This is a genomic window from Rhodococcus sp. 15-649-2-2, assembly GCF_002258645.1.
GTDB lineage: Bacteria > Actinomycetota > Actinomycetes > Mycobacteriales > Mycobacteriaceae > Rhodococcoides.
The window spans coordinates 1-24,400 of sequence record NZ_NPFM01000007.1 but is presented as its reverse complement, the minus strand read 5'-3'; the positions used below and the strand labels follow the sequence as shown (position 1 = coordinate 24,400).

Annotated in this window: 22 protein-coding genes and 1 pseudogene; 13 read left to right on the top strand and 10 right to left on the bottom strand. The window is 64.6% G+C overall.

The window, feature by feature from the left end; translation table 11 throughout:
• Positions 1-78: 78 nt before the first annotated feature.
• The 6 genes from CH305_RS03280 (at position 79) to CH305_RS03255 (ending at position 8,261) form a co-directional block, all read left to right on the top strand.
• On the top strand, positions 79-1,377 hold the full coding sequence (locus tag CH305_RS03280; RefSeq protein ID WP_094702649.1) for a dicarboxylate/amino acid:cation symporter: 1,299 nt from the start codon (positions 79-81) through the stop codon (positions 1,375-1,377).
• A gap of 24 nt (positions 1,378-1,401) precedes the next feature.
• Positions 1,402-2,268, top strand: a complete 867-nt coding sequence (locus CH305_RS03275; protein WP_032405773.1) for an aminodeoxychorismate lyase — start codon at positions 1,402-1,404, stop codon at positions 2,266-2,268.
• 131 nt (positions 2,269-2,399) lie between these two features.
• Positions 2,400-3,935, top strand: a complete 1,536-nt coding sequence (locus CH305_RS03270; protein ID WP_094702665.1) for a cytochrome ubiquinol oxidase subunit I — start codon at positions 2,400-2,402, stop codon at positions 3,933-3,935.
• 9 nt (positions 3,936-3,944) lie between these two features.
• Entirely contained in the window at positions 3,945-4,982 is a 1,038-nt protein-coding gene (gene cydB / locus CH305_RS03265; RefSeq protein ID WP_032405774.1) for a cytochrome d ubiquinol oxidase subunit II, read from the top strand.
• Positions 4,979-6,667 (top strand): thiol reductant ABC exporter subunit CydD, encoded by a 1,689-nt coding sequence (cydD, locus tag CH305_RS03260; RefSeq protein WP_094702647.1) that lies wholly within the window; start codon positions 4,979-4,981, stop codon positions 6,665-6,667. Before cydB ends, cydD begins: the two co-directional genes overlap by 4 nt.
• Complete coding sequence (locus tag CH305_RS03255) at positions 6,660-8,261, top strand: ATP-binding cassette domain-containing protein (protein WP_094702645.1); 1,602 nt, start codon at positions 6,660-6,662, stop codon at positions 8,259-8,261. Before cydD ends, CH305_RS03255 begins: the two co-directional genes overlap by 8 nt.
• A gap of 179 nt (positions 8,262-8,440) precedes the next feature.
• Here CH305_RS03255 and CH305_RS03250 read toward each other — a convergent pair whose 3' ends face one another.
• Positions 8,441-9,082, bottom strand: a complete 642-nt coding sequence (locus CH305_RS03250) for an FABP family protein (protein ID WP_052064779.1) — start codon at positions 9,080-9,082, stop codon at positions 8,441-8,443.
• Positions 9,083-9,466: 384 nt separating this feature from the next.
• Here CH305_RS03250 and CH305_RS03245 point away from each other — a divergent pair, with 384 nt between their 5' ends.
• A complete protein-coding gene (locus CH305_RS03245; RefSeq protein ID WP_094702643.1) occupies positions 9,467-11,029 on the top strand; it encodes a cutinase family protein in 1,563 nt (520 codons plus the stop codon).
• A gap of 79 nt (positions 11,030-11,108) precedes the next feature.
• Here CH305_RS03245 and CH305_RS03240 read toward each other — a convergent pair whose 3' ends face one another.
• The 5 genes from CH305_RS03240 to CH305_RS03220 all read right to left on the bottom strand — a co-directional run bounded on the left by CH305_RS03240 (position 11,109) and on the right by CH305_RS03220 (position 14,216).
• Entirely contained in the window at positions 11,109-11,414 is a 306-nt protein-coding gene (locus tag CH305_RS03240; protein WP_032376387.1) for a DUF1416 domain-containing protein, read from the bottom strand.
• A gap of 1 nt (position 11,415) precedes the next feature.
• A complete protein-coding gene (locus tag CH305_RS03235; RefSeq protein ID WP_032405779.1) occupies positions 11,416-12,252 on the bottom strand; it encodes a sulfurtransferase in 837 nt (278 codons plus the stop codon).
• A gap of 49 nt (positions 12,253-12,301) precedes the next feature.
• Positions 12,302-12,769: a DUF4395 domain-containing protein gene (locus tag CH305_RS03230; RefSeq protein ID WP_032405780.1), complete on the bottom strand. Its 468-nt coding sequence runs from the start codon at positions 12,767-12,769 to the stop codon at positions 12,302-12,304.
• A gap of 251 nt (positions 12,770-13,020) precedes the next feature.
• Entirely contained in the window at positions 13,021-13,440 is a 420-nt protein-coding gene (locus tag CH305_RS03225; protein WP_094702641.1) for a thioredoxin family protein, read from the bottom strand.
• A complete protein-coding gene (locus CH305_RS03220) occupies positions 13,437-14,216 on the bottom strand; it encodes an LmeA family phospholipid-binding protein (protein ID WP_032376391.1) in 780 nt (259 codons plus the stop codon). Before CH305_RS03220 ends, CH305_RS03225 begins: the two co-directional genes overlap by 4 nt.
• Before the next feature lie 130 nt (positions 14,217-14,346).
• Here CH305_RS03220 and CH305_RS03215 point away from each other — a divergent pair, with 130 nt between their 5' ends.
• The 6 genes from CH305_RS03215 to pstB all read left to right on the top strand — a co-directional run bounded on the left by CH305_RS03215 (position 14,347) and on the right by pstB (position 20,166).
• The gene (locus tag CH305_RS03215) at positions 14,347-15,108 is read left to right on the top strand and encodes a response regulator transcription factor (RefSeq protein ID WP_094702639.1); all 762 of its coding nucleotides are present in this window, start codon (positions 14,347-14,349) and stop codon (positions 15,106-15,108) included.
• Positions 15,109-16,014, top strand: coding sequence for a mycothiol synthase (gene mshD / locus CH305_RS03210; protein WP_094702637.1), 906 nt, complete (start codon positions 15,109-15,111; stop codon positions 16,012-16,014).
• A gap of 200 nt (positions 16,015-16,214) precedes the next feature.
• The gene (pstS, locus tag CH305_RS03205) at positions 16,215-17,315 is read left to right on the top strand and encodes a phosphate ABC transporter substrate-binding protein PstS (protein WP_032376394.1); all 1,101 of its coding nucleotides are present in this window, start codon (positions 16,215-16,217) and stop codon (positions 17,313-17,315) included.
• 87 nt (positions 17,316-17,402) lie between these two features.
• Positions 17,403-18,440, top strand: coding sequence for a phosphate ABC transporter permease subunit PstC (gene pstC / locus CH305_RS03200; protein WP_032376395.1), 1,038 nt, complete (start codon positions 17,403-17,405; stop codon positions 18,438-18,440).
• A gap of 3 nt (positions 18,441-18,443) precedes the next feature.
• A complete protein-coding gene (gene pstA, locus CH305_RS03195; RefSeq protein WP_032376396.1) occupies positions 18,444-19,352 on the top strand; it encodes a phosphate ABC transporter permease PstA in 909 nt (302 codons plus the stop codon).
• 37 nt (positions 19,353-19,389) lie between these two features.
• Entirely contained in the window at positions 19,390-20,166 is a 777-nt protein-coding gene (gene pstB, locus CH305_RS03190) for a phosphate ABC transporter ATP-binding protein PstB (RefSeq protein ID WP_032376397.1), read from the top strand.
• 123 nt (positions 20,167-20,289) lie between these two features.
• Here pstB and phoU read toward each other — a convergent pair whose 3' ends face one another.
• From phoU to CH305_RS29375, 4 genes and pseudogenes are all read right to left on the bottom strand, one after another.
• Complete coding sequence (gene phoU, locus CH305_RS03185; RefSeq protein WP_032376398.1) at positions 20,290-20,964, bottom strand: phosphate signaling complex protein PhoU; 675 nt, start codon at positions 20,962-20,964, stop codon at positions 20,290-20,292.
• A gap of 66 nt (positions 20,965-21,030) precedes the next feature.
• Complete coding sequence (locus CH305_RS03180; RefSeq protein ID WP_032405788.1) at positions 21,031-22,950, bottom strand: LCP family protein; 1,920 nt, start codon at positions 22,948-22,950, stop codon at positions 21,031-21,033.
• A 118-nt stretch (positions 22,951-23,068) separates the two neighbouring features.
• A complete protein-coding gene (gene dusB / locus CH305_RS03175) occupies positions 23,069-24,208 on the bottom strand; it encodes a tRNA dihydrouridine synthase DusB (RefSeq protein WP_032405789.1) in 1,140 nt (379 codons plus the stop codon).
• Between the two features lie 92 nt (positions 24,209-24,300).
• Positions 24,301-24,400: pseudogene (locus CH305_RS29375) on the bottom strand (acyl-ACP desaturase); the annotation flags it as partial.

Below are 24,400 nucleotides of genomic sequence, written 5' to 3'. Positions count from 1 at the left end.
CCTGGGGAGTCCGACGTTTTACCTACGTGCAACGCGTGCGATATCCGTGGGCGATTTCCCCTGTCTAGGTTTCGAGCCGTGAAAGCTCTGAGACACCCGGCAGCACAAATAGGTCTGGCAGCGATCGGCGGAATCGTGTTCGGTCTGATCGTCGGTGACCGGGCCGCGAACCTGAAGTTCGTCGGCGATCTGTTCATCCGCCTGATCCAGATGTCGATCGTGCCGCTGGTCATGGCATCGGTGATCGTGGCGACGGGATCCATGTCCGGAACAGGTACCGGCAAGATCGCGGTGCGAACGTTCAAGTGGATGATCGGCTTCTCGTTCGTGGCAGCTGTGCTGGCATGGCTACTGAGCGTTCTCATCCGGCCGGGTGCAGGCATGGAGTTCACTGCGCAACTCGACCCGAGCCTGGAAGAGAGCGCGAGCGAGGCGCTCGGCTGGCAGGACACTTTGCTCAACTTCGTCTCGACCAATGTCTTCAGCGCGATGTCCACCGCGACGATGGTTCCGATCATCGTGTTCTCGTTGCTCTTCGGAATTGCGCTGCGCAGCCACATCACCAAGACGGGCGACACCGGCGTACTGACGTTCATGGATCAGATTCAGCAGATCGTCCTGACGATGATTCGCCTGGTCATGACCATCGCTCCGGTCGGTGTCTTCTGTCTCCTCGCCGCTCTCGCAGGAGATGTCGGATTCTCCGTCGTCTCGACTGCGTTGAGCTACCTGGGGACCACCCTGCTCGGAGTACTGATTCTCTTCGCACTGTTCGTGATCGTGGTGACTGTACGAACCCGGTTGGATCCGAGAAGCTTGCCGAGCAAGCTCACCGAGCAGACGGCCATTGCTGTTACCACCACGAGTTCTGCAGTCACCTTCCCGACCGTTCTGAAGAACACCGTGGAGAAGGTGGGCGTCAGTCAGAAGGTCGCGAACTTCACGCTGTCGATCGGACTCACCATGGGTTCGTACGGCGCGGTCCTCAACTACATGATCGTCGTGATGTTTCTCGCGCAGGCAGGCGACGTCGATCTCAGTGTCGGCCAGATTGCCCTCGGTATGGGTCTGGCGATCCTGCTGAACATGGGCACGATCACGGTGCCGGGTGGATTCCCGGTGATCGCGATGTTCCTGGCAACGTCGTTGGACCTGCCGTTCGAAGCGGTCGGCCTGTTGATCGCCGTGGACTGGTTCGCCGGAATCTTCCGCACCTTCCTCAACGTCAACGGCGACACGTTCGTCGCGATGTTGGTGGCCAACGCCGACGACGAGATCGACCGCGACGTCTACAACGGAACCAAGACGGTCGTCGCCGAGGACATCGACCTCGACGAGTACCGCGACGTGATGGCGCAGGCAGATCGAGCCGACTGACCGTCTAGCTCTACAGTGACGGCCATGGCCGATTCGGTAGTGGTGACGTTGGACGGCCGAGTGCACGACGCCGGACAGCCGTTGTTGTTCGCCGACGACCTGGCTGCCGTACGCGGCGACGGGGTGTTCGAGACGTTGCTCGTGCGGGGCGGCGCTGCCTGCGCCGTGGAGTTGCACCTGGCCCGTCTGGCGGCGTCGGCGACGGCACTGGAACTGCCTGCTCCCGATCTGGACGAGTGGCGAACCGTGATCGACAAGTCCGTCGGTATCTGGACCGAGGGCTCGGTGGACGAGGCCGTGCTCCGGTTGGTACTCAGTCGGGGACGCGAAAGCGGCGGAGAGCCGACGGCGTTCGTGACGGTGGGGCCCCTTCCCGAGCGGGTGCGGACAGCGCGTGCGAACGGGGTGTCGGTGATCACGCTCGATCGAGGCTATTCGGTCGAGTTCTCGGCGACTGCGCCGTGGCAGCTCGCCGGCGCAAAAACACTGTCGTACGCGACGAACATGGCAGCACTGCGGCACGCGTCCGCCCAGGGGGTCGACGACGTCATCTACCTGAGCAGCGAGGGGCGGGTGCTGGAAGGTCCACGGTCCACGGTGGTGCTCGCGCGCGGTAAGACACTCGTCACACCGTCGGTGGAGCAGGGCATCCTGGCCGGAACCACCGTCGCCGGGTTGTTCCAGGTTGCCGAGGCGGCCGGCTGGACCTGCGAGCACGGGCATGTCTACCCAGCGGATCTCATTGCGGCAGATAGTGTTTGGTTGGTCTCGAGTGTCACCCTCGCGGCGCGGGTGACGGCGATGAACGGCGTTGTTCTCGGTCGTCCCGGGAGCGGCGAAGAGGTGGCCGAGATGGTCGATCGAGCCGTGGAAGTCGCCGCCACGCGATAGGTGCCCAACGACCCTGCCGAAAGACTCTTCCCTACTACTACTCGTAGTAGTACATTCGAATCAGTCGCGGGCCAATGCCCTGACCTGCGGTGTTGCCCGTCACAGCTCGGGTGGAAGAGTTCGGAGTATCGATGGACGCGTTGGATGTCTCGCGGTGGCAGTTCGGTATCACCACGGTTTACCACTTCATTCTCGTACCTCTCACGATCGGCCTCGCGCCGATGGTGGCCGCCATGCAGACCATGTGGGTGATCACCGGCAAGGACTCCTGGTATCGGCTCACCAAGTTCTTCGGCAAGCTGTTCCTCATCAACTTCGCGCTCGGCGTCGCGACCGGAATCGTCCAGGAATTCCAATTCGGGATGAACTGGAGCGAATACTCGCGCTTCGTCGGTGACGTGTTCGGCGCGCCCCTCGCGCTCGAGGGGCTGGTGGCATTCTTCCTCGAGTCCACGTTCCTCGGGCTGTGGATCTTCGGCTGGAGCAGACTTCCCAAACTTGTTCACCTGGCGACGATCTGGCTCGTTGCCATCGGCGTGAACGCCTCTGCCTTCTTCATCATCGCAGCCAACTCCTGGATGCAGCATCCCGTCGGCGCGATCTACAACGAGGAGACCGGCCGCGCCGAGCTCACCGATATCTGGGCGTTGCTCACCAACAACACTGCGCTGGCGGCCTTTCCGCACGCCGTTGCGGGTGCATTCCTCACCGCCGCAACCTTCGTCGCCGGCATCTCCGGTTGGTGGATGGTGCGCGAGGCGCGCAAGAAGAAGCTGGACAGCCCGGCCACTGGGGTCACTCCGCAGGCTCCGCTCTCCGATAAAGGGGTCACTCCGCAGGCTCCGCTCCCGGCAACCGACTCGCGCACGATGTTCCGATCTGCAGCGCGCATGTCCTTCATCGTCATGATCGTCGCAGGCGGCGCACTCGCCATCACCGGAGACGTTCAGGGCAAGCTCATGTTCGAGCAGCAGCCGATGAAGATGGCATCCGCAGAATCGTTGTGCGACACAGAAACCGGAGCCAGTTTCTCGCTCTTGACCGTGGGTACCCACAACAACTGCGAATCCGTGGTGCACCTCATCTCGATTCCCGGCCTCACCTCGTTCCTGGCTGAGAACGATTTCGGTGCCACCGTGCAGGGCGTCAACCAACTACAGGACCAGTACGAGCAGCAATTCGGCCCGGGCAACTACAAGCCCAACCTGTTCGTCACGTACTGGGCATTCCGGATGATGATCGGACTGGCCGCAGGCTCGGCCCTGCTCGCCGTCGCGGGATTGTGGGTCACCAGAGGTGGTCGGATTCCCGACCAGAAGTGGTTCTCGTGGTTGTCGCTGCTGGCCATTCCGACCCCGTTCCTGGCCAACAGTGCCGGCTGGATCTTCACCGAAATGGGCCGTCAGCCATGGGTTGTCGCGCCGAATCTTTCGGGAGTCGACCAGATCCGGCTCACCGTCGATCAAGGCGTCTCCGACCATCCCGTCGGCCTCGTCTTCGCATCGCTTGTAACGTTCACACTGCTCTACGCCGCTCTCGGGGGCGTCTGGTTCTACCTGCTTCGACGCTACGTCGTCGAAGGACCTCTCGACCACGACGCGCACCCGCACGTCGATCCACCGGATTCGGAAGACGAAGAGCCCAAACAGCTCTCGTTCGCGTACTAGGGGATAGTCATGTCACTGCCCGAATTCTGGTTCCTCATCATCGCTTTCTTCTTCGTCGGCTACTTCGTGCTCGAAGGCTTCGACTTCGGCGTCGGCATGCTCATGCCCATTCTGGGCAGGCACCCGGACGCCGCGACGGGTGAGAAGCGCAGGCGCGCCGTCCTGAACACGATCGGTCCGGTCTGGGACGGCAACGAAGTCTGGCTCATCACCGCAGGCGGTGCCCTCTTCGCAGCGTTCCCCGAGTGGTACGCCACGTTGTTCTCGGGCTTCTACCTGCCGCTGTTGTTGATCCTGGTGGCGCTGATCCTGCGCATCTGCGCCATCGAATGGCGCGGAAAGATCGACGACCCGGTGTGGCGTCGACGCTGCGACATCGGAATCGGCATCGGCTCGTGGGTTCCGGCGGTGCTGTGGGGCGTCGCGTTCGCCAACATCGTGCGCGGAGTCGCGATCGACGAGAACAAGAAGGTCACCGCAGGGTTCTTCGACCTGCTCAACCCGTACGCATTGCTCGGCGGAGTAACGATGGCCGTGGTGTTCGCACTGCACGGTGCCGTGTTCATCGCGCTCAAGACCTCCGGGGATGTACACGAGGACTCGGTGAAAATGGCAGCGTGGCTGTCGGTTCCGGCAGTGCTCGTCGGTGGAGCCTTCGCACTGTGGACACAACTCGCGTACGGGAAGACCTGGACCTGGGCACTCGTCGCGGTGGCAGCGGTGGCGCTGCTGCTCGTCGTCGCGCTGACGGCGAAAGTACGCGAAGGCTGGGCCTTCGTCTTCACCAGCATCGCCATCGTCGCCGTCGTCGTGCTGCTGTTCGCCTCCCTGTTCCCCAACGTCATGCCGTCCAGCACGGACGCCGCCTTCGATCTCACCATCGCGAACGCGTCGTCCAGCCCGTACACGCTGAAGGTGATGACGTGGGCCGCGGCCTTCGCTGCCCCCGTCGTCATCGGTTACCAGGCCTGGACGTACTGGGTCTTCCGGCAACGCATTTCGAGCGCACAGATACCGGACTCGATCGGACTGACGGTGAAGTCGTGAGCGCACCCGCTCGCTCACGGGCACCGGTCGATCCCAGACTGTGGAAGTACTCTCGCTCCGCACGCGGCTACCTCGTCGCGACGGTCGGACTGTCGACCGTCGTCACCCTGTGCATCATCGTGAGCGCGCTTGCCATCGGCCGCGTTCTGGCGGGCGTCATCACCGACCCGACGGCCAGATCGTTGTCCGACTGGACCACGGAACTGGTGGTCCTGGGATGTGCGATGGCAGTTCGCGTGCTTGCGACCGGAGCCCAGTCTCGATACGCGCACCGGTCGGCATCGCGAGTGGTGGCCGAGCTGGAGCTCGAAGTGCTGACGACCGCAACTCGTTTCGAGCCTAGGGAACTCGACTCCGAACGTGAAGAGCTGGCGGTCGTCGTGACTCGCGCCATCGGCGGATTGCGGGCGTACCTGATCGGCTACGTACCGGCGCTGGTGCTGGCCGTCATCGTCACCCCGTTGGTCCTGGTCGTCATCCTGACCCAGGACGTGACGTCGGCGGTGATCATTGCGGTGACCCTGCCGCTCATCCCGATCTTCATGATCCTGATCGGACTGCTGACCAAGGGGCGAGCGGCTGCGACGCTCACCACGATGACCCGGCTGTCGGCACAGTTGCTCGATCTGTTGGCCGGTCTGCCCACATTGCGCGCACTGGGGCGCGAACACGGGCCTGCCGCCCGCATCAGGGCACTGGGCGATGCACATCGGCGAACGACGATGCGCGCGTTGAAGGTTGCCTTCCTCTCGTCGATGGTTCTCGAACTGCTCGCGACCCTGTGTGTCGCGCTGGTGGCCGTCGGTATCGGACTGCGGCTGGTGTTCGGGGAGATGACACTCGAGGCAGGCATCGTCGCGTTGATCCTCGCGCCCGAGGTGTACTTTCCACTCCGGTCCGTGGGCACTCAATTCCACGCGGCCGAGGACGGCGTCGAGGCCGCCAGCCGAGCATTCCGCGTGTTGGACCGCCGGACGGTTCGGCCGAGTGGTGGTCGAACGGTCGACGCCTCGGCCGCGAACATCGAACTCGACGGACTCACTGTCACGAGTCGAGACGGCGAGGCTCCGGCAGAGCTCAGTGCAGTGTGCCGAGCGGGCACCGTCACGGTACTGACCGGACCGAACGGCGCAGGCAAATCAACTGCACTACAAGCAATCCTGGGACTGACAACGCCTTCGAGCGGCGCGGTGAGAATAGGGGGAGTGCCGGTGGGCGAACTCGACCTCGACCAGTGGTGGGCGCAGGTTGCCTGGCTTCCGCAGCGGCCGGTGTTGTTGCCCGGCACGCTGTACGAGAACGTCACCCTGCACGGAGTGCCCAATTCGGATGCTTTGGATGCGGCGTGCCGTTCGGCCGGCTTCGACGAGGTTCTCCGAGATCATCCGGCCGGCTGGGACACCTGCGTCGGTCAGGGCGGAGTGGGACTGTCGCTCGGCGAACTGCAGCGCCTCGCCCTCACCCGGACCTTCGTCTCGAATGCTTCGGTGATGGTGCTGGACGAGCCGACCGCACACCTCGACTCGGCGCGGGAAAAGACTGTGCTGCAGGCTGTTCGGGCCGCGGCCGACCGAGGAGTCACCGTGGTGATGGTGGGTCACCGGCGGTCGGTGTTGCATGCCGCCGACCGAGTCGTCGAGGTGCGCAGTGACGCGACTCTGCAGCCGAAGGTCGATCATGTCTGATCTGCGTCGGGCGTTGGCGTTGTTGGAGCTCTCCCCGCGGCGGGTAGCGGTGGCCGTGGCCGCCGGGGTGGCGACCCTCGGGAGTGCGCTGGCTCTGGCCGCGCTCTCGGCATGGTTGATCACCCGAGCCTGGCAGATGCCACCCGTGCTCGATCTGTCCGTGGCCGTGGTAGCCGTTCGGGCGCTGGGCATTTCGCGGGGTGTGTTCCGATATCTGGAACGACTGTCCACACACGATGCGGCACTGCGCGGTACGACGGCAGCTCGCACCGGAATCTACGAGAGGTTGGCGAACGGAAACGGAGCGATCCACCTGCGGCGCGGTGACGTTCTCGCGCGCACCGGAGCAGACGTGGACGTGCTCGGTGACGTCGTCGTGCGGGCCGTGGTGCCCATCTGTGTCAGCGTCGTGATGATGTTCGCGGCGGTGGGCCTGCTCGCCGGCATCGCGCCTGCTGCCGCGTCGATCATGGCAGTGGCGTTGCTGATCGCCGGAGTGGGCGCACCGATGCTGGCGGCGCGGTCGGCGAGGATCGCCGAGGAGGCCGGTGCCGACGCCGACGCGCGGTTCGCGGAGTCGGCCGTCCGCGCCCTCGACCATGCTGCGGAACTACGGGTCGCCGGGCGACTGGACGCAACACTGGCCGAAGCTCGAAGCGCAGCACAGGATTCGGTGGTTGCCCGGGACCGCGCCGCCCGTCCGTCGGCCATGGCCGACGCCGCTGGGCCGCTGTCGATCGGAGCGTCGGTGATCGGGTCCTTGCTCGTCGGAATCGGTCTGTACGGACCGGACGGAGGCACCGCCGGCGGTATGACGCCGATGGCACTGGCGATCATCGTGCTGGTTCCGCTGGCTGCGTTCGAGGCGACTGCCGCGCTCCCCGGGGCGGCTGTCGCGCTGATGCGCGGCCGAATCGCAGCCACCCGAATCATGGCGATGCTCGATGCGGCTCCGCCGCATGTGAGCAGAACTTCGACCCCTGCTACGAACTTCCGCGCACATGCGCGAAGCGCTCTCATCGGGCCCAGTGGATCCGGGAAGACGACGATGTTGCGCGCACTTGCCGAGGAATACGGCTCGGACGCAGCGCTGTTCGCCGAGGATGCGCATCTGTTCGACACCTCGATTCTGGAGAATCTGCGGGTGGTACGCGGCGACGTGAACGAGGAGGAAGCAGCGAAGGCGCTGCGAAAAGTCGGCCTCGGCTCGTGGCTCGACGCGATGCCCCTCGGTGTCAACACAACTCTGGTGGGCGGCGCACAGGCGGTGTCCGGAGGAGAGCGGCGCAGGCTGCTGCTCGCGCGCGGGTTGCTCAGCACCGCACCGATCGTGCTGCTGGACGAGCCGACGGAACACCTCGACAGAGTCTCCGGGATGCGAATACTGCGCGAGCTGCTCACCACCGACGGCGGCCTGTTCGGTGCCGACCGAACCGTAGTGGTCGTCACCCATCAATTGCCGGAGAACACCGATGCCGACCAGGTGATCGATCTCGGAGCAGACCCGAAGAAAAAACCCTTTGCCGACTCGGAATCTCCGGCGTACGTTGGGAGTACACGAGAGAGGAGGTGGTCTGAAGTTGATGAACTCTAGGACGCGTGAGGTGGCTGTCAGCTAGCCGCTATCGCTGACGGATTCACTGCGAAGACCGCGCGAGCGGCAAGCGAATCCCAGGCAGCTACCCGGCCCCCGAGCCCCCGACCTGTCCGGTCGGGACCTGAAAGCAGGTATGGCTCGGGGGCCGTTCGCGTGCAACGAGCAGGAAGAAAGATTCAGCCGATGTAGCGAGAGAGCCGCGCGGACAACCGCGGTGCGAGTGGGCCGTCGGCGACGACACGTTCCTCGACGTACGCCAGATCTCCACCCTCGACGATGCCGTAGAGCCGCTTCGCCCCGCCGACCAGCGCACCCGAGGTGCTGCGGATGACGACGTCGGTGGCGAGTTCCCAGGAGGACTTGGTGAGTGCGTGTCCGTAATACAGTTCGACCACACCGGTGCTGTGGGTCAGCAGGAGCTCGATGACCTCTTCGTTCTCGGAACCCTTGACGCCGTGGCCGCCGCTGACGCGCCAGAATCCGGTCTCGCGGAGGTCGGGGTGAGCGTAGTTGCCGTCGGAGTCCAGCCGCCAGGAGCGCGATTCCCAGCTCAGGTAGCTGCCGCCGTCGTGGGTGATGACGATCTGCTGTCCGAAGAGGTAGTCGGTTCCCAGTTCGGGGTCGTGCCCCTCGCCCTCACCGCGCCAGACACCGACGAGTGGCAACAGGGCCAGCATCGACGGGTTCAGATCGGGACCGAGCCGCAGGTTGGCAGTGTCGTCGGGATGGGGGATATCGGGCAGTACCGGGACGTTGCGCAACGATGCCTCGGCGAACTTCTGTTCGGCCGCCGCTATCGCTTCGTCGCCACTGGTGATGGGGGCGTTTCGTCCCTCGTCAGTACTGCCGGGTTGCCCCGCAACCGGATCCGTCACGACTCGTCGTTGACCAGTCGGTAGACGACGTAGAGCGAGAACGCGATGATGGCAATTGCCGCAAGCGCAAGCAATACCTCGAAGAAGATGACCACGGGATCGAGTTTAACCCGCGTAGTTTCCCACCGAGAACAGCGGCCCGAATCCGACGTGTGTCCTTGGTGACATCTACCCAACTTCGGGGTCGTCAGTGCGCTGGATCACTCGTATTGGTGGAGAAATCCCGGCAAGCAGGTACCTTCTTCGGGGGACGTCGGGCGCTCGCGGGCGAATTTCCGACGTGTTTCACTGTGTTCTGTCACGAAGGCTGGGGAGGTCTCCGCAACAATGCTGCGTCGTAAACGCGCTCTGACATCGTCGTTCGGATCCGTGTTGTTCAGGTCTGCTGTGGTGACCCTGGCGCTGGCGCTCGCAGCACCCGCTGCTGCGCTCGCCGCACCCGACTCCGGATCGGCGGACTCCGGATCGGCGGACTCCGGATCGGCGGACTCAGGATCGGCGGACTCAGGATCGGCGGACTCGGGTTCCGCAGACTTCGGGTCCTCGCAGGGGCCGAACATCGATCCCAACAACTACGCGCAGGACTGCCCGGACGTGCTGCTGTTGGCCGTGTCCGGAGCCACCGACTCGGCCGCAGATCGCAATCCGCTCAACGAAGAGGCACAGACGATCGCGTCGAACTGGGTCGGCAACGTCACCGTTCCGGTCGGTGAGGCGAACGCGGACAGCCCGGGTACCGTCGGCTGGCTCTACGTCCCGTACACCTCCACGTACGGCTTCGACGTCATCGACAACGTGGCCACCTACCAGGAATCGATCGCCGACGGCCTCGCGTCGACCAATCGGTTGATGGACGAGTACAAGACCAAGTGCGGCGAGAAGACCAAGTTCGTCCTGCTCGGGTACAGCGTCGGCGGTGAGGTTCTCGATCGACTCGCGATCGAACTCGGACACCGCGATCCCAACGCGCTCGTCACAGCCGACGACGTCGTCGGCGTCATGATGGTCGGGTCGCCCTACCGCCCGGCCGGCGTGCCGAACTTCGGTGACGAGGTAGGCGAGTCACGCGGCGGATTCATGGACCAGTCGCCCCGGGACTACGGATCGATGACCGACAAGGTCACGTGGTCTTGTCGTCCCTACGACCTCGCCTGCGACTCGCCGGACAAGATCGAACTGCTGCAGCTGGCGCTCGGCGTGCTCGGTCAGATGCGGTTGACCCTGCTCAATCCGGTGCAGACCGTCTCCGATTTCGCTCGGACGGTAGCCAGCATCGCCACCCGCGCGATCGTCGACATCGCCACGAACAAGTCCTGGCTCGAGTCGGACGAGACGCTTCTGCAGGTTCTGGTCAAGGTCTCCGACCGGCAATATCAGGTGGATGACGCGCAGGCTGCAGCAGCGCTGTCTCCCGACCAGCTTCTCGCCGATCTCAACTGGGCTCTCGGGCCCGGTGCCGAGACCGTGAAGGCGAAATTGCGTGCTGAAGGCGAGGGCCTGGTGGAGAACAACAAGGGCATCGTCGACGTCGTACTCGGCCCCTATTTGGCAATCGGCTTTCTGCAGCACCTGTCCTACTGGTACAACGACCCCAACGACGGTTACGACTGGGAGAGCGAGAAGATGGTCGCCTGGGTGACCGATCTCGCTCGCACCGAACGCGAGAAGAACAACGCACCCCCGGCCATGGATCCGGCCACGCCGTCCGTTCCCGAGACTCCCCAGCCTGCCGCCGAGCCCCGACTGCTCCCGGAGCCGGGCACGCAGACTCGCGTCAGTGACCTCGGTGCCTTCCTCGAGTCCCAGGGCATCCCGGTTCCGGAGGGGATGTTCCCGCCGCAGTACTCCACGGTTCCGGAGCGCACCACCGCAGCGCCCCTGCCCAACTGAACAATCTCCGGCTGGACATAAAAGAACCCCGCACCTGCTCGCAGGTGCGGGGTTCTTCGTTTCGATCGGTGGTGAGAAATCAGACTCCGACGGTGACGTCGGCAGAGTGCACGCCAGCGCCCTCGGGAGCGATGACGGTGTCGCCGTTGCCCGATGCCGACAGTGCGCGCAGCGTCCACTGGCCGGGAGCGGCGAAGAAGCGGAAGTCTCCGGTGCCCGACGCGACGACCTCGGCGGTGAACTCGCCGGTGCCGTCGAGCAGACGCACGAACGCTCCTGCTACCGGCTCACCGTCGCCGGCGAGGACGCGGCCGGTGATGACCGTTTCCTTCTCGACGTCGACGCCTGCCGGGATGGTCTGGCCCTGTACGGGTGCTCCACACATATCAGTGAACCTCCAACTCGATGGGTGCTCCGACGAGGGAGCCGTACTCGACCCAGCTACCGTCGTAGTTCTTGACGTCTTCCTTGCCCAGCAGCTCCTTGAGGACGAACCAGGTGTGGCTCGAACGCTCACCGATGCGGCAGTAGGCGATGGTGGCCTTGTCGTCGTCGTAGCCCTTGGTCTTGTACAGCTCTTCGAGCGCGTCGTCGGACTTGAACGTGCCGTCCTCGTTGGCGGTGGTGCTCCACGGGATGTTGATCGCCGACGGCACATGGCCGCGCTGCTGAGCCTGTTCCTGCGGCAGGTGAGCCGGGGCGAGGATCTTGCCCGAGAACTCGTCGGGGGAGCGTACGTCGATCAGGTTCTTGTTGCCGATCGCGTCGATGACCTCGTCGCGGAATGCGCGGATCGACAGGTCGGGAGCCTCGGCACGGTACTGCGTGGTCTCGCGGCTGACGACGTCCTTCGACAGTGCGCGTCCGTCGAGTTCCCACTTCTTGCGTCCACCGTCGATGAGCTTGACGTCCTTGTGGCCGTAGAGCTTGAAGTACCAGTAGGCGTAGGCGGCGAACCAGTTGTTGTTTCCGCCGTACAGGACGACGGTGTCGTCGTTGCTGATGCCCTTCGCCGACAGCAGGTCGGAGAACTGCTCCTGGCCCAGGAAGTCGCGGCGAACCGGGTCCTGCAGGTCCTTGCGCCAGTCGAGCTTGACTGCACCTTCGATGTGTCCGCCGTCGTAGGCGCTGGCGTCTTCGTCGACCTCGACGAAGACGGTCTTCGGTGCGTTGAGGTTCTGCTCGGCCCAGTCGGCAGAGACCAGGACGTCGGAGCGAGCCATGGTGTTCCTTTCGGTCTTTCTTGTACGGATCGGAAGAAGGGTGTGAGTGCTAGGTGCTGCGCAGTCGCGCCGCGAGGGGGTAGATCATGCACCCGAGGCAGACCGCGAACGCGGCGTTGAGAAACGCCGCGAACAAGGCGAAGCCTGCTGCCACGGTGCCGACGACGGGAGCGCCGAGCGCGAAGCCGAGAACTCCGACGGCGGCGAACGCGAATCCCACCAGCTGAGCGAACTTCAACGGAGCCACCGGCTCGCGTTCGCTGGTCGGGGAGAGTCGCGGAGCGACGAACGTCGCGTAGATCGTGCCGTACGGACTGTGCTTGGGTCCGCGTACGGCTCCGATTCCGAACACGATCGCCTGTAGCCCGAGCAGGATTGCCGCTGCGGGGACCGAGAACGTGGTCAGGAGAAGTACGACGACCAGGACGGCGGTGGTGATCCACGCTGCGAAGCGCGGGCCGCGGACGTCGACCTGGTCGATCGTGGGGGTGTCGGTGTGGGTGTCGTGTGTCGACATCGAGAAGTACTCCTGTGCGAGGCCGGGGCACGCCGCAAAGGCAGTGCTCGGACGTGGATTCCTGTCTTGGGCCGACATCACGCATGGGCGTGGCGGCAGAAGGAAATCAGCAGCAGCGACAGCAACATCCGCCCAGTCGGCACAGATCAACCGTGCGTCGACTGGTGAGCATCAGCTCGTGGCGGGAGAACACGAAGAGCATCCTACCTGCTACCAGCGGCGCGTCGAACCGCCGGCCCGAGCGGGTGCGGTCACAGGGCGTCGAGCGCGGACCTCAGAGCCGCCGCGGAGGGAACCCCCGCGATTCTGGAGCGCCGACGCAACTCGGTGTCGAGCACGAACGTGGTGGGCAACGACAGCACTCCCAGCTCACGAGCGAGGACCGGATGGGCATCGATGTCGAGCTCTACTTCGCGGGCCCCGCTGCGGTCGTTCAGCACTTGGCCTACGACGCGACGGACGGCCGCGCACGGTCCGCACCAGTCCGCCGAGAAGTGCAGCACCGTCGCGGTGTCGGTCGTGATGCCCGCCTCGAGCAGGAGTGGGCGTAGAGCGTCGGTGTCGGAGCCGGTGTCTCGTACAGCGCGCACGGTGCCGGACCGGCTCCGGAGGTAGAGCCCGGTGGCTATGGCGAGGACCGCCACGGCCAACAGAACTGTGATCCCTGTCACGGCTTTTCGATCTCGTTGAGGTCGATCGTCACGTTGTCGCCCGAACCCTCGATGACGATCTGCGACCCTTCCGCGTACACGTCGGTCGGCAGAAGTCCGAAGGGCAGGTTCTGGCGCTCGATGGTCTTGGTGAACAACCCGAGCACGGTCGGCTTGGCGAAGTCGGGAATCGTGAAATCCGCCCGACCCTCGGGTCCGAAGTAGAAGTCGGATGCCACGATGGCGACACTGTCTCCCTCGAGCAGAAGGTCGGCTTCCACGCTCACTGTGGTCTGCAGTGGGCCGACCGGCACCGTTCCGGTCAGCACGACGCCTCCGGTAGTCGTTTTCCCCGAGCCACCCGAGCCGCCCGTGCCGTCGGACTTGTCGGCCGGGGGCGCAGAAACCTGCAGGTCGACGATGCCGAGGAACCGGCCGAGGTCGGTCGCTTCGATACGGACGCGGCCGTCGAGTTCGTCGACCGGAATGGCCCGGACGTTGTTGTCGATCAAGTCGGACAGGGCGATGTGCACGCCGCGCAGATTGGCCTCGATCGTCGTCGAGCCGACGTATTCGGTGGGAACGTCCTGAGCCCTGATCTCGATGTTCTGGTAGCGGCCGTCCGCTGCCTGGGTCAGGAACGGGAATCCGTGCACGATCACCTGGGGGTCCGAATTGAGTTCGCCACCGGCGCGAATCGCGCGTGAGACTCGGTATTCGGAATACGCCGCCGCGCCGAAATCCACGACGAGCGCGAGGGCCAGCAGGCTGACGAGTCCGATGAGAAGTGTGCGCACGCGTCCATTGTGACCGACGGGTCGCGTACTGCCCGCTTCGGCCAGTTGTACGGACAAGCTAGTCTGTGTCCTTGACGAATACTCCAATCCAGCTCGGGCTGGACCGGCCAGCAGTAAGAATGGAGACGCAGTGGAGCTCCTACTACTGACCTCCGACCCCAATCCGGAGGGCGTTCTTCCGTCCCTTGCTCTTCTGGCGCATCACGTGCGACCGGTGCCCACCGAGGTCTCCTCGCTACTCGAAGCGGGTTCGGCCGATATCGCGCTCGTGGACGCCCGCACCGATTTGGCTGCGGCACGCGGGTTGTGTCGCCTGCTGGGCAGTACCGGGTCGGCCATCCCCGTCGTCGCGGTTCTCACCGAGGGCGGGCTCGTGGCGGTCAACTCCGATTGGGGCCTGGACGACATCCTGCTTCCGGGTACCGGCCCGGCGGAGCTGGACGCGCGTTTGCGGCTGCTGGTGGGGCGCAGCGGCGGCGTCGCGAGCCCGGAAACCTCGGGCAAGATCACGCTCGGCGAGCTGATCATCGACGAGGGCACCTACACCGCACGACTGCGCGGTCGTCCGCTCGATCTGACCTACAAGGAATTCGAGCTGCTGAAGTATCTGGCTCAGCACGCGGGCCGCGTGTTCACTCGCGCCCAACTGCTGCAGGAAGTGTGGGGTTACGACTTCTTCGGTGGCACGCGCACCGTCGACGTCCATGTTCGACGCCTGCGCGCCAAGCTCGGCACCGAGTACGAATCGCTGATCGGTACCGTGCGCAACGTGGGATACAAGGCGGTTCGGCCTGCACGCAACACCAAGGGCGGCCCAGTTTCATCGGAGGGCGCGGGCGGGGATACCGGCGATGCGGATTTCGAGTTCGAGCAGGAGAGTACTCTCTCCTAGATGAGTTCGGATACTGCGTTCGGCGTCCATCCCATCGACGGCGACGCACCGTCTTCTCGAGTTTCCGGCGAGGTTCACCGGATCCTTTCTCGCGCAACGGAAGTCGACGGTACCGCGCCGCTCTCGGAGCAGGCGGTGAAGGCGGTCGACGCCGGCGAGAACGTCGTTCGTCTCGTCGCCACCGAAGGTGATCGCGTCGTGGGCTACGCCGGAATCGCCGACGGGATGGCCGAGGCGGTGGTCGATCCTTCTTCTCGCGGTCGCGGCATCGGTCGCGAATTGGTTTCTCGCGCACTCGATATCGGCTCGGATGCGCGAATCTGGGCGCATGGCAACATCGCCGCGGCGCAGTCCGTTGCAGCTCGTCTGGAGCTGAAGGTGGTTCGGGAATTGCTGCAGATGCGTCGGGCATCGGCCAGTCCTGATCTCCCCGATGTTGTTGTGCCGGAGGGTATTACGCTGCGGACCTACCGTGGCCATCAGGATGACGCAGAGCTGCTGCGGGTGAACAATGCGGCATTCTCGTGGCACCCCGAGCAGGGTGGCTGGACCGACCGCGACATTGCCTCGCGACGAGACGAGCCCTGGTTCGATCCGGCCGGCCTCTTCCTGGCGTTCGAGGAAGGCAGCGACCACCTGCTGGGATTTCACTGGACAAAAGTTCATCCGGCCGAGGGTGCCGAGCCGGCCATCGGTGAGGTGTACGTCGTCGGCATCGATCCGCAGTCCCAGGGCCGTGGTCTCGGTCGAGTGCTGACGCTGGCGGGCCTGCACTACCTGCGTAGCCGCGAACTGGGTCAGATCATGCTGTACGTCGAGGCCGACAACACTGCCGCGGTACACACCTACACCAAGCTCGGGTTCACGAATTACCACGTGGACGCCGCGTACGCGCGCACCGTCTAAACGGACATTTCCAGCGCGGTGTTCATCTTCCGTTCACCCACGCGGGGGTAAACGTCTACCACCTGCCCTTACCTTTCTCTCTGGGCGGCAACCAACGCCGCCTGGTGCGAGGTTTCTTTCGAGCCGGCACCCACACAGTCACTGCTCGGCCGATCAGGCCCGAGGCGTGAACACGGCCCAAGATTCCTCGGAGGAAACAGGTGAACCTCAAGCGCAACGGTGCTCTCATGAGTGCAGTGGCAGTCAGTGCCATGTTGCTGGCCGCATGCGGTAGCGACGCGAACGTCGCCACCACGGACGGCGCATCACAGTCCTCGGCTACCTGCGAAGGCAAGTCCCCGCTGACCGGTGAAGGCTCGTCCGCTCAGCAGAACGCCATGTCCAACTTCACCTCGATCTACTCCGGCGTCTGCGCCGGCAAGGCCGTCGAGTACACCACCAGCGGCTCGGGCAACGGCCGCACTCAGTTCGTCGCCGGTCTCGTCGACTTCGCCGGATCCGACTCGTCGATCAAGGATGATCAGGCCGCCCAGGCTGCCGTTCGTTGCGCAAACAACCCGGCCTGGAACCTGCCCCTGGTCTTCGGCCCGGTTGCAGTGGCCTACAACGTCGACGGTGTCGACAATCTGGTGCTGAACCCCGACGTCATCGCCCAGATCTTCACCGGCAAGATCACCACCTGGAACGACCCGGCCATCGCCGCACTCAACGAGGGCGCAACGCTCCCGTCGACCGCGATCACCCCGGTCTACCGCTCCGACTCCTCGGGCACCAGCGACAACTTCCAGCGCTTCCTGGCCGCATCCGCTCCCGAGGCCTGGACCCTGAACCACAGCTCCGACTGGGCCGGCGGCGTCGGTGAAGGTGCCAACGGATCCTCGGGCGTCGCCCAGGCCGTGGCCGCAACCCCCGGTGCGATCACCTACGTCGAGAAGGGCTTCGCCGACCAGGAGAGCCTGGGCAAGGCAGCCGTCGACTTCGGCAACGGACCGGTCGAGCTGAGCAGCGAGACCGCAGGCAAGGCCATCGACGCCGCGAAGTTCAAGGGTGAGGGCAACGACCTCGTCATCGACATCGACGGCCTGTACGCCAGCAACGCAGCCGACACGTACCCGCTGGTCCTCGCGACCTACGAAATCGTGTGCTCGAAGGGCTACGACGCCGACACCACGGCAGCCGTCAAGTCCTTCCTGCTCAGTGCAGCCAACGAGGGCCAGGAGGGCCTCGAGGCAGCCGGCTACGTCCCGCTGCCCGACGCATTCAAGGAACGCCTGGTCACCGCTATCGAAGCGATCGCCTGATTCAATGAGACGTAATCTTGCTTCGGCTCGCGATATCGCGGGCCGAAGCAAGACCGTCCTCGACCCCCACACGAGACAGTGAGCGGTATGAGCGACACCCACTCGATGACCGGCGTCCCCTCCGCGGCTACCGTGCCCTCCACGGGTGCCGCGCACAAACCGGAAGAACCACAATTGTCAGACAAGAAAACGTCGGGAACCGTCACACGTCCCGGTGACCGGATCTTCCGAGGCCTGGCCACGGGCTCGGGCATCTTCATCATCGCCCTGATCGCCGCAGTGGGAATCTTCCTGCTCTGGCGCGCAATCCCCTCACTGTCGAACAACACGGTCAACTTCCTGACCTACAACGGCGCATGGGACACATCCGACACCTCCGCAATGGTGTTCGGTGTACTCGACCTCTTCCTGGTCACCGTCACCGTGTCTCTGTTCGCGCTGATTCTCGCGATGCCGGTCGCTCTCGGCATCGCCATCTACCTGACGAACTACGCACCCAAGCGAGTCGCAGGACCGCTCGGCTACATCATCGATCTGCTGGCCGCGGTCCCGTCGATCGTCTTCGGTCTGTGGGGCCTCTACGTCCTCGCGCCCGCCATCAGCCCGTTCGCCGAATGGCTGAACTCGTCGCTGAGCTGGTTCCCACTCTTCAGCACCGGATCGGTGTCGATCGCCGGCGGCGGCACCATCTTCACCGGTGGCATCGTGCTCGCCGTGATGATCCTGCCCATCATCGCCGCCGTCACCCGTGAGGTGTTCATTCAGACGCCGAAGGGCCAGGTCGAAGCCGCCCTCGCGCTCGGAGCCACTCGCTGGGAGGTCGTGCGCACCACGGTCATTCCGTTCGGTAAGTCCGGGTTCGTCTCCGGCTCGATGCTCGGTCTCGGCCGTGCGCTCGGTGAGACCATCGCGCTGTACATCATCATCCGCAGCACCCAGGCGACCTTCGGCGGAACGTTGTTCGACGGCGGTTCCACATTCGCCACCAAGATCGCGCTGGCCGCAGGCGAGTTCAACAACCCGCTGCAGGCAGGTGCCTACATCGCCGCCGGTCTGGTGCTCTTCGTCCTGACCTTCGTCGTCAACGCCGGTGCTCGCGCCGCCATCGCCGGAAAGAAGGACTGACCCATGACTGCAACCATGGACAAGCCCGTCAAGGAACCCACGTTCCAGGGCGTCAGCGCCAGGCGCAAAGCGTCCAACCTGGCGGCGACGATTCTCGTCAGCCTCTCGGTGCTGGTCGCTCTCGTACCCCTGATCTGGGTGCTCTACACGGTGATCTCCCGCGGTCTCTCTGCCGTGGTTTCACCTACCTGGTGGCAGAACTCGCAGGCCGGCGTCACCCAGTTCATCGCAGGCGGCGGCGCGTATCACGCCATCGTCGGAACTCTCCTGCAAGGACTGTTCTGCGCCGTCATCTCCATCCCGATCGGCATCTTCGTCGCCATCTACCTCGTCGAATACGGCGTAGGTACTCGGCTGGCCCGAGTGACGACGTTCATGGTCGACATCCTCACCGGTGTGCCGTCCATCGTCGCGGCCTTGTTCATCTACGCGCTCTGGATCGCTACCTTCGGCTTCCAGCGCTCCGGTGTGGCCGTCGCATTCGCTCTGGTACTGCTGATGATCCCGGTGATCGTGCGCTCGGCGGAGGAAATGCTGCGCATCGTTCCGCAGGACCTGCGCGAGGCGTCCTACGCACTCGGTGTTCCGAAGTGGAAGACCATCGCGAAGATCGTCATCCCCACCGCGCTGTCCGGAATCGTCACCGGAATCATGTTGGCCCTGGCCCGCGTGATGGGCGAGACGGCACCGGTGCTGATCCTGGTGGGATCTGCCACCGCCATCAACTTCAACATCTTCGAAGGGCCGCAGACGTCTCTGCCGCTCATGATGGTCGACCTGCAGAAGGCAGGAACCGGCGTGCTCACCGCTGAGCGCATGTGGGGAGCAGCCCTGACGCTGATCCTGATCGTCGCAATACTCAACATCGGCGCGAAGTTGGTCTCGAAGTTCTTCTCGCCCAAGAACTTCTGACCCACCCGACTCCAGCGAACCGTAAGGAACGAAGAACATGGCAAAGCGTCTCGATCTCAAGGACGTCAACATCTACTACGGCAAGTTCCACGCCGTCTCCGACGTCACCCTGGCCGTACCGCCGCGCAGCGTCACCGCGTTCATCGGACCGTCGGGCTGCGGTAAGTCGACCGTCCTGCGTTCGCTCAACCGCATGCACGAGGTAACTCCTGGTGCCCGGGTCGAGGGCTCGGTGCTGCTCGACGGCGAGGACATCTACGGCAACGGCGTCGATCCCGTGGGTGTGCGCCGCACCATCGGCATGGTCTTCCAGCGCCCCAACCCGTTCCCGACGATGTCCATCAAGGACAACGTCGTGGCGGGCCTCAAGCTGCAGGGCGGCCGCGGCAAGAAGGAACTCGACGAGATCGCCGAGCGCTCACTCAAGGGTGCCAACCTCTGGAACGAGGTCAAGGACCGCCTCGACAAGCCCGGTGGCGGCCTCTCCGGTGGTCAGCAGCAGCGTCTGTGCATCGCTCGTGCCATCGCCGTCTCGCCCGACGTGCTGCTGATGGACGAGCCGTGCTCGGCTCTGGACCCCATCTCGACACTGGCCATCGAGGACCTGATCCAGGAACTCAAGCAGGACTTCACGATCGTCATCGTCACGCACAACATGCAGCAGGCTGCGCGCGTGAGCGATCAGACCGGCTTCTTCAACCTCGAGGCGACCGGTAAGCCGGGCAAGCTCATCGAGATCGACGACACCGAGAAGATCTTCTCCAACCCGACGCAGAAGGCCACCGAGGACTACATCTCCGGCCGCTTCGGATAGCCACATACCGCGAAGAGAACCCCCGCCGAGCGACAGCTCGACGGGGGTTCTTCTCGTTGTGCGCCTGCCCTGATACGGACATCGAGTAGCGCTGCCGGGCAGCGCTACTCGACGTGAGCGGTACTACGAGGTGGGAATGTTGTTCTGGTGCAGGTCGACCGGAAGCTGGCCGGTGACGAGGAAGATCACTCGGCGACCGACCTCGACAGCATGATCGGCGAAGCGTTCGTAGAAGCGACCCAGCAGGGTCACGTCCACCGCAGCTGCGACGCCATGGCTCCACTCACGGTCCATCAGAACGGTGAAGAGGTGACGGTGCAGATCGTCCATCGCCTCGTCTTCCTCCTGCAACTTCGCAGCGCGCTCGGGGTCGCGTGTCTCGAGGACCTCGCGTGCGGACGCGCCGATCTGAACGGCGAGGCGTCCCATCTCGGCGAAGTACCCGTTGACGACCTCGGGGAGGGCATGGTTCGGGTGTCTGCGGCGAGTGATCTTCGCGACGTGCAGGGCGAGTGCGCCCATCCGGTCGATGTCGGCGACGATCTGAATGCCGGCCACCACCGAACGAAGATCGCCTGCGACGGGCGCTTGCAGGGCGAGGAGCGTGAAAGCCTTCTCCTCGCACACCGCACTGAGCTCGGTGATCTTGTCGTGCTCGGAAATGACCTGCTCGGCGAGCACCAGGTCTGCTTGGAGGAGTGACTGGGTGGCCTTCTCCATGGCCGTACCAGCCAGGCTCGCCATCTCTCCGAGGAGATCGGCAAGCTCGTTCATCTGTTCGTTGTAGGCGACGCGCATGAGCGAAGTTTAGTAGGTCACACTGACCTGTTCCCTGTCCCGAGGGTTAACGGAGCATGAATGAACTCAGGCACACGTGTCGTCGGCGGCATTGGTGAACGAAAGATCTTCCGGGAGCGGCGCACTCTCGGTTGTGCCCTCCACCTGTGTGGCATCGATTGCGGTGCCGAACGCCGTCGGGGATTGCGTGTATCCGGGGTAATTGGAGCCGAGCACCACCTCGACGACGTTGTTCAGGCTCGGAGCCAGCTCGATGGCTGCGCCGGGGATCGCCGATGCGACGGTCGCTGCGGCCGCTTCCTGGTCCTGGGAGTAGCGCACGACGGTCTGGGCGGCGGAGCCCGAGAAGTTGCCGACCGTCAGGATCTGGAATCCGTAGGTCGCGAGCTCGTCGGATGCTGTTTGGGCCATCCCGGCGATATCGGACGCGTTGGATACCTGGAGCGACACCGTGCCTGGTTCGACGGCCAGTAGCGGGGCGTCGGGGGCGGCGGGGGGAGCCGAGGATTCGGGGGTCACCGGCTCTGCGCGTTCCTCGCCGGGCAGCGGATCGTCGTCGATGATCGCCTGGAAGATGGCGCCGATCGCCTCGTCGTTGGGGATCTCGTTGCCGTAGTCGTTGGTGCCGGTGGTCGGGATGGTGAGGAAGGTGACCGCGCCGGCGTCCACGTTCTGCAGCGATCGGCCCAGCGTCACCAGGTCCTGGGTCTTGACGTTCTCCACGAACGTGTCCGAGGTGAACGCGTTGACGAATCCGTTCAGCTTGCCCGGGTCGAGCAGCACCTTGTTCGAGAGCGCGGACCTGAGCAAGGACGACAGAAAGCGTTGTTGCCGCTTGATGCGGCCGTAGTCGCCGTTGCCCTCGGACTCGACGTTGCGGGCCCGAACGTAGTTCAGCGCGGTGCGCCCGTCGATGCGTTGCGTACCGGGGTTGGGCAGCACGTCTCCGAGCTCGTAGTCGATCAACGGTTGCGCGGTGCAGACCTCGACGCCGCCGACCTCGTCGACCATGGACTCGAACCCGGCGAAATCCATTCCCACGAAGTGCCCGATGCGGAGACCGGAAATCTTCTGGATCGTCTTGACCAAGCATTTGGGGCCGCCGAGGGCGTAGGTGGCATTGAGCTTGTCGCCGTACGCCTCGGGGAACATCTCACCGGTGTAGGTATTGGTGTCGTTGTCGAACTGCTCGCACTCGGGGCGCGTCACATCGAGATCTCGCGGGAAAGACACGGCGACGACGCGACTGCGATCGGCCGGAATGTTGACGAGCATGACCGTGTCCGAGCGGGCTCCCTCGGCGTCGGCGACGGTTCCGGCACCCACCTCGCCGCTGGCCCCGGTGCGGGTGTCGGTACCGACGATCAGGTACGTCTCGTCGCCGTACTGGCCTGCGGCGTCGACGACGTCCGTCGAGTCGGGATCGAGCGCAGCGACCTGAAGAAATCCTTGGTCGGTGTTGCGGAGATATCCCCACACCACTCCGGTCAGTGCCACCGAAAGAATCGCGATGAGAGACACCAGACTCCGGCCGACCATCCGCAGTCGCCTGCGTCGTCGCACCCGGCTCATCGCCAACCGCGTCAGTGCCGGGCGGTCCGAGGCAGGCGCGCCCACCGGTTCCGGTACCGCATGCGGCGGCGTAGGTGGTACTGCCCGGGAGGGTGGGGGCGTGGAATCGGTGATCGGGGCGATGATCTCGGTGGGTTCTTCGGTCTCGGGCCGTTCGGTGGGTACCCGACGACTCGATCCCGACCGCGACATCTTGTCCACCAACTCGGCCACCGAGACGGTGTCGGCATTACGCGGCGATCGTTTACCGAGCCTGCCGCTGTCGCCCGGCTGCGGTGGTGAATCCTGGTCCGGTGTGGACGGGCGTTCGGAGCGAGGCCGATGCTCTCCGTTTTGTCTGATTGAGGAAAGCGGGCGCTCCCATGGGGCGCGACCCTCGGGCACAGACGGGCCCGACTCTCGATCGTCTCCCACGAATTCGAACCTGGCCTTCCATCACACGCACGCGTTGCCTACTCGGCAATCCAAGCCATAGTACTGACTCGAGCGACATGGTCCACTTCGTGCGAGGTGAGGGCCGGTCAGCTGGGGATCAGCCGCCCGAGTGCATCAGGTCGGCGCCGGCCGGGACGCAGATGTCCTCCGGATCGTCGAGCCAGCCGTCGGGCAGAGCAACCGCGCCCGGTGAGCCCTGTCGTCCGCGGGGCCCCTCTGCGTCCTTGGGAAACGGAACGGTCGGATCGAGTTGCGCCAGAAGATCGTCGAGCTCGGCGAGAGTGGACACCAAGGCCATCGAGACTCGAAGATCCGATCCTGCAGGGAAGCCGCGCAGGTACCAGGAGACGTGCTTGCGCAGCTCGCGTAGGCCCTTCTTCTCACCGTGGTGCTCGGCCAGCAACTCGGCGTGGCGGGCGATGATCGTGGCCACCTCGCCGAGGGTGGGTGGAACGGGCTCGGGTCGGCCGTTCAGGCGGGCGCTGAGTTCGGCGAACAGCCACGGCCTGCCCAGGCAACCTCGCCCGACGACGACGCCGTCGCAGCCGGTCTCGGCCATCATCCGGACCGCGTCGGAGGCGGAGAAGATGTCTCCGTTGCCCAGCACCGGGATACCCGTGACGTGTTCCTTGAGTCGAGCGATCTCGTTCCAGTCCGCGGTACCGGAGTAGCGCTGCGACGCGGTTCGCGCGTGCAACGCCACCGCGGCGGCACCCTCGTCGGCGGCGATTCGGCCTGCGTCCAGGTGCGTGTGGTGGTTCTCGTCGATGCCGACGCGGAACTTGACGGTGACCGGAATGTCGGTGCCCTCGGTCGCCTTGACGGCCGCGGCGACGATGCGACCGAACAGGTTGCGTTTGTACGGCAGAGCGGCACCGCCGCCCTTGCGAGTGACCTTTGGAACCGGGCAGCCGAAGTTCATGTCGATGTGGTCGGCCAGATTGTCGTCGACGATCATTTTCGCCGCGGCGTACGTGGTGTCCGGATCGACGGTGTAGAGCTGCAGAGACCGCGGAGTTTCGGTGGGGCCGAAGGTCGTCATATGCATCGTGGCGGGCTGTCTTTCGACCAGCGCACGGGCAGTCACCATCTCGCAGACGTACAGGCCCGACGTGCTACCTGCCCGCTCGAGTTCCTGTTCCCGGCACAGCGTCCGGAAAGCCACGTTGGTGACGCCTGCCATCGGTGCCAGGACGACGGGGCTGCGTAACTCCAGTGAGCCGATCTGCAATGTCATGGAAGAGCCTTTGAAACGGAGGGAGAACTGTCAGGAGAAAAAAGCGGTGCCCGGCACCGAAATCGGTACCGGGCACACCAGTCGAGCGAAACTTACGACGCGCGTGCTTCGGCTTTGGCGCGTTCGCGGGCGAGGGAGCGGTCTCGCATTTCCTCGAACTTGGTGGCTTGGCGTTCGAGGTCTTCGAGGAAC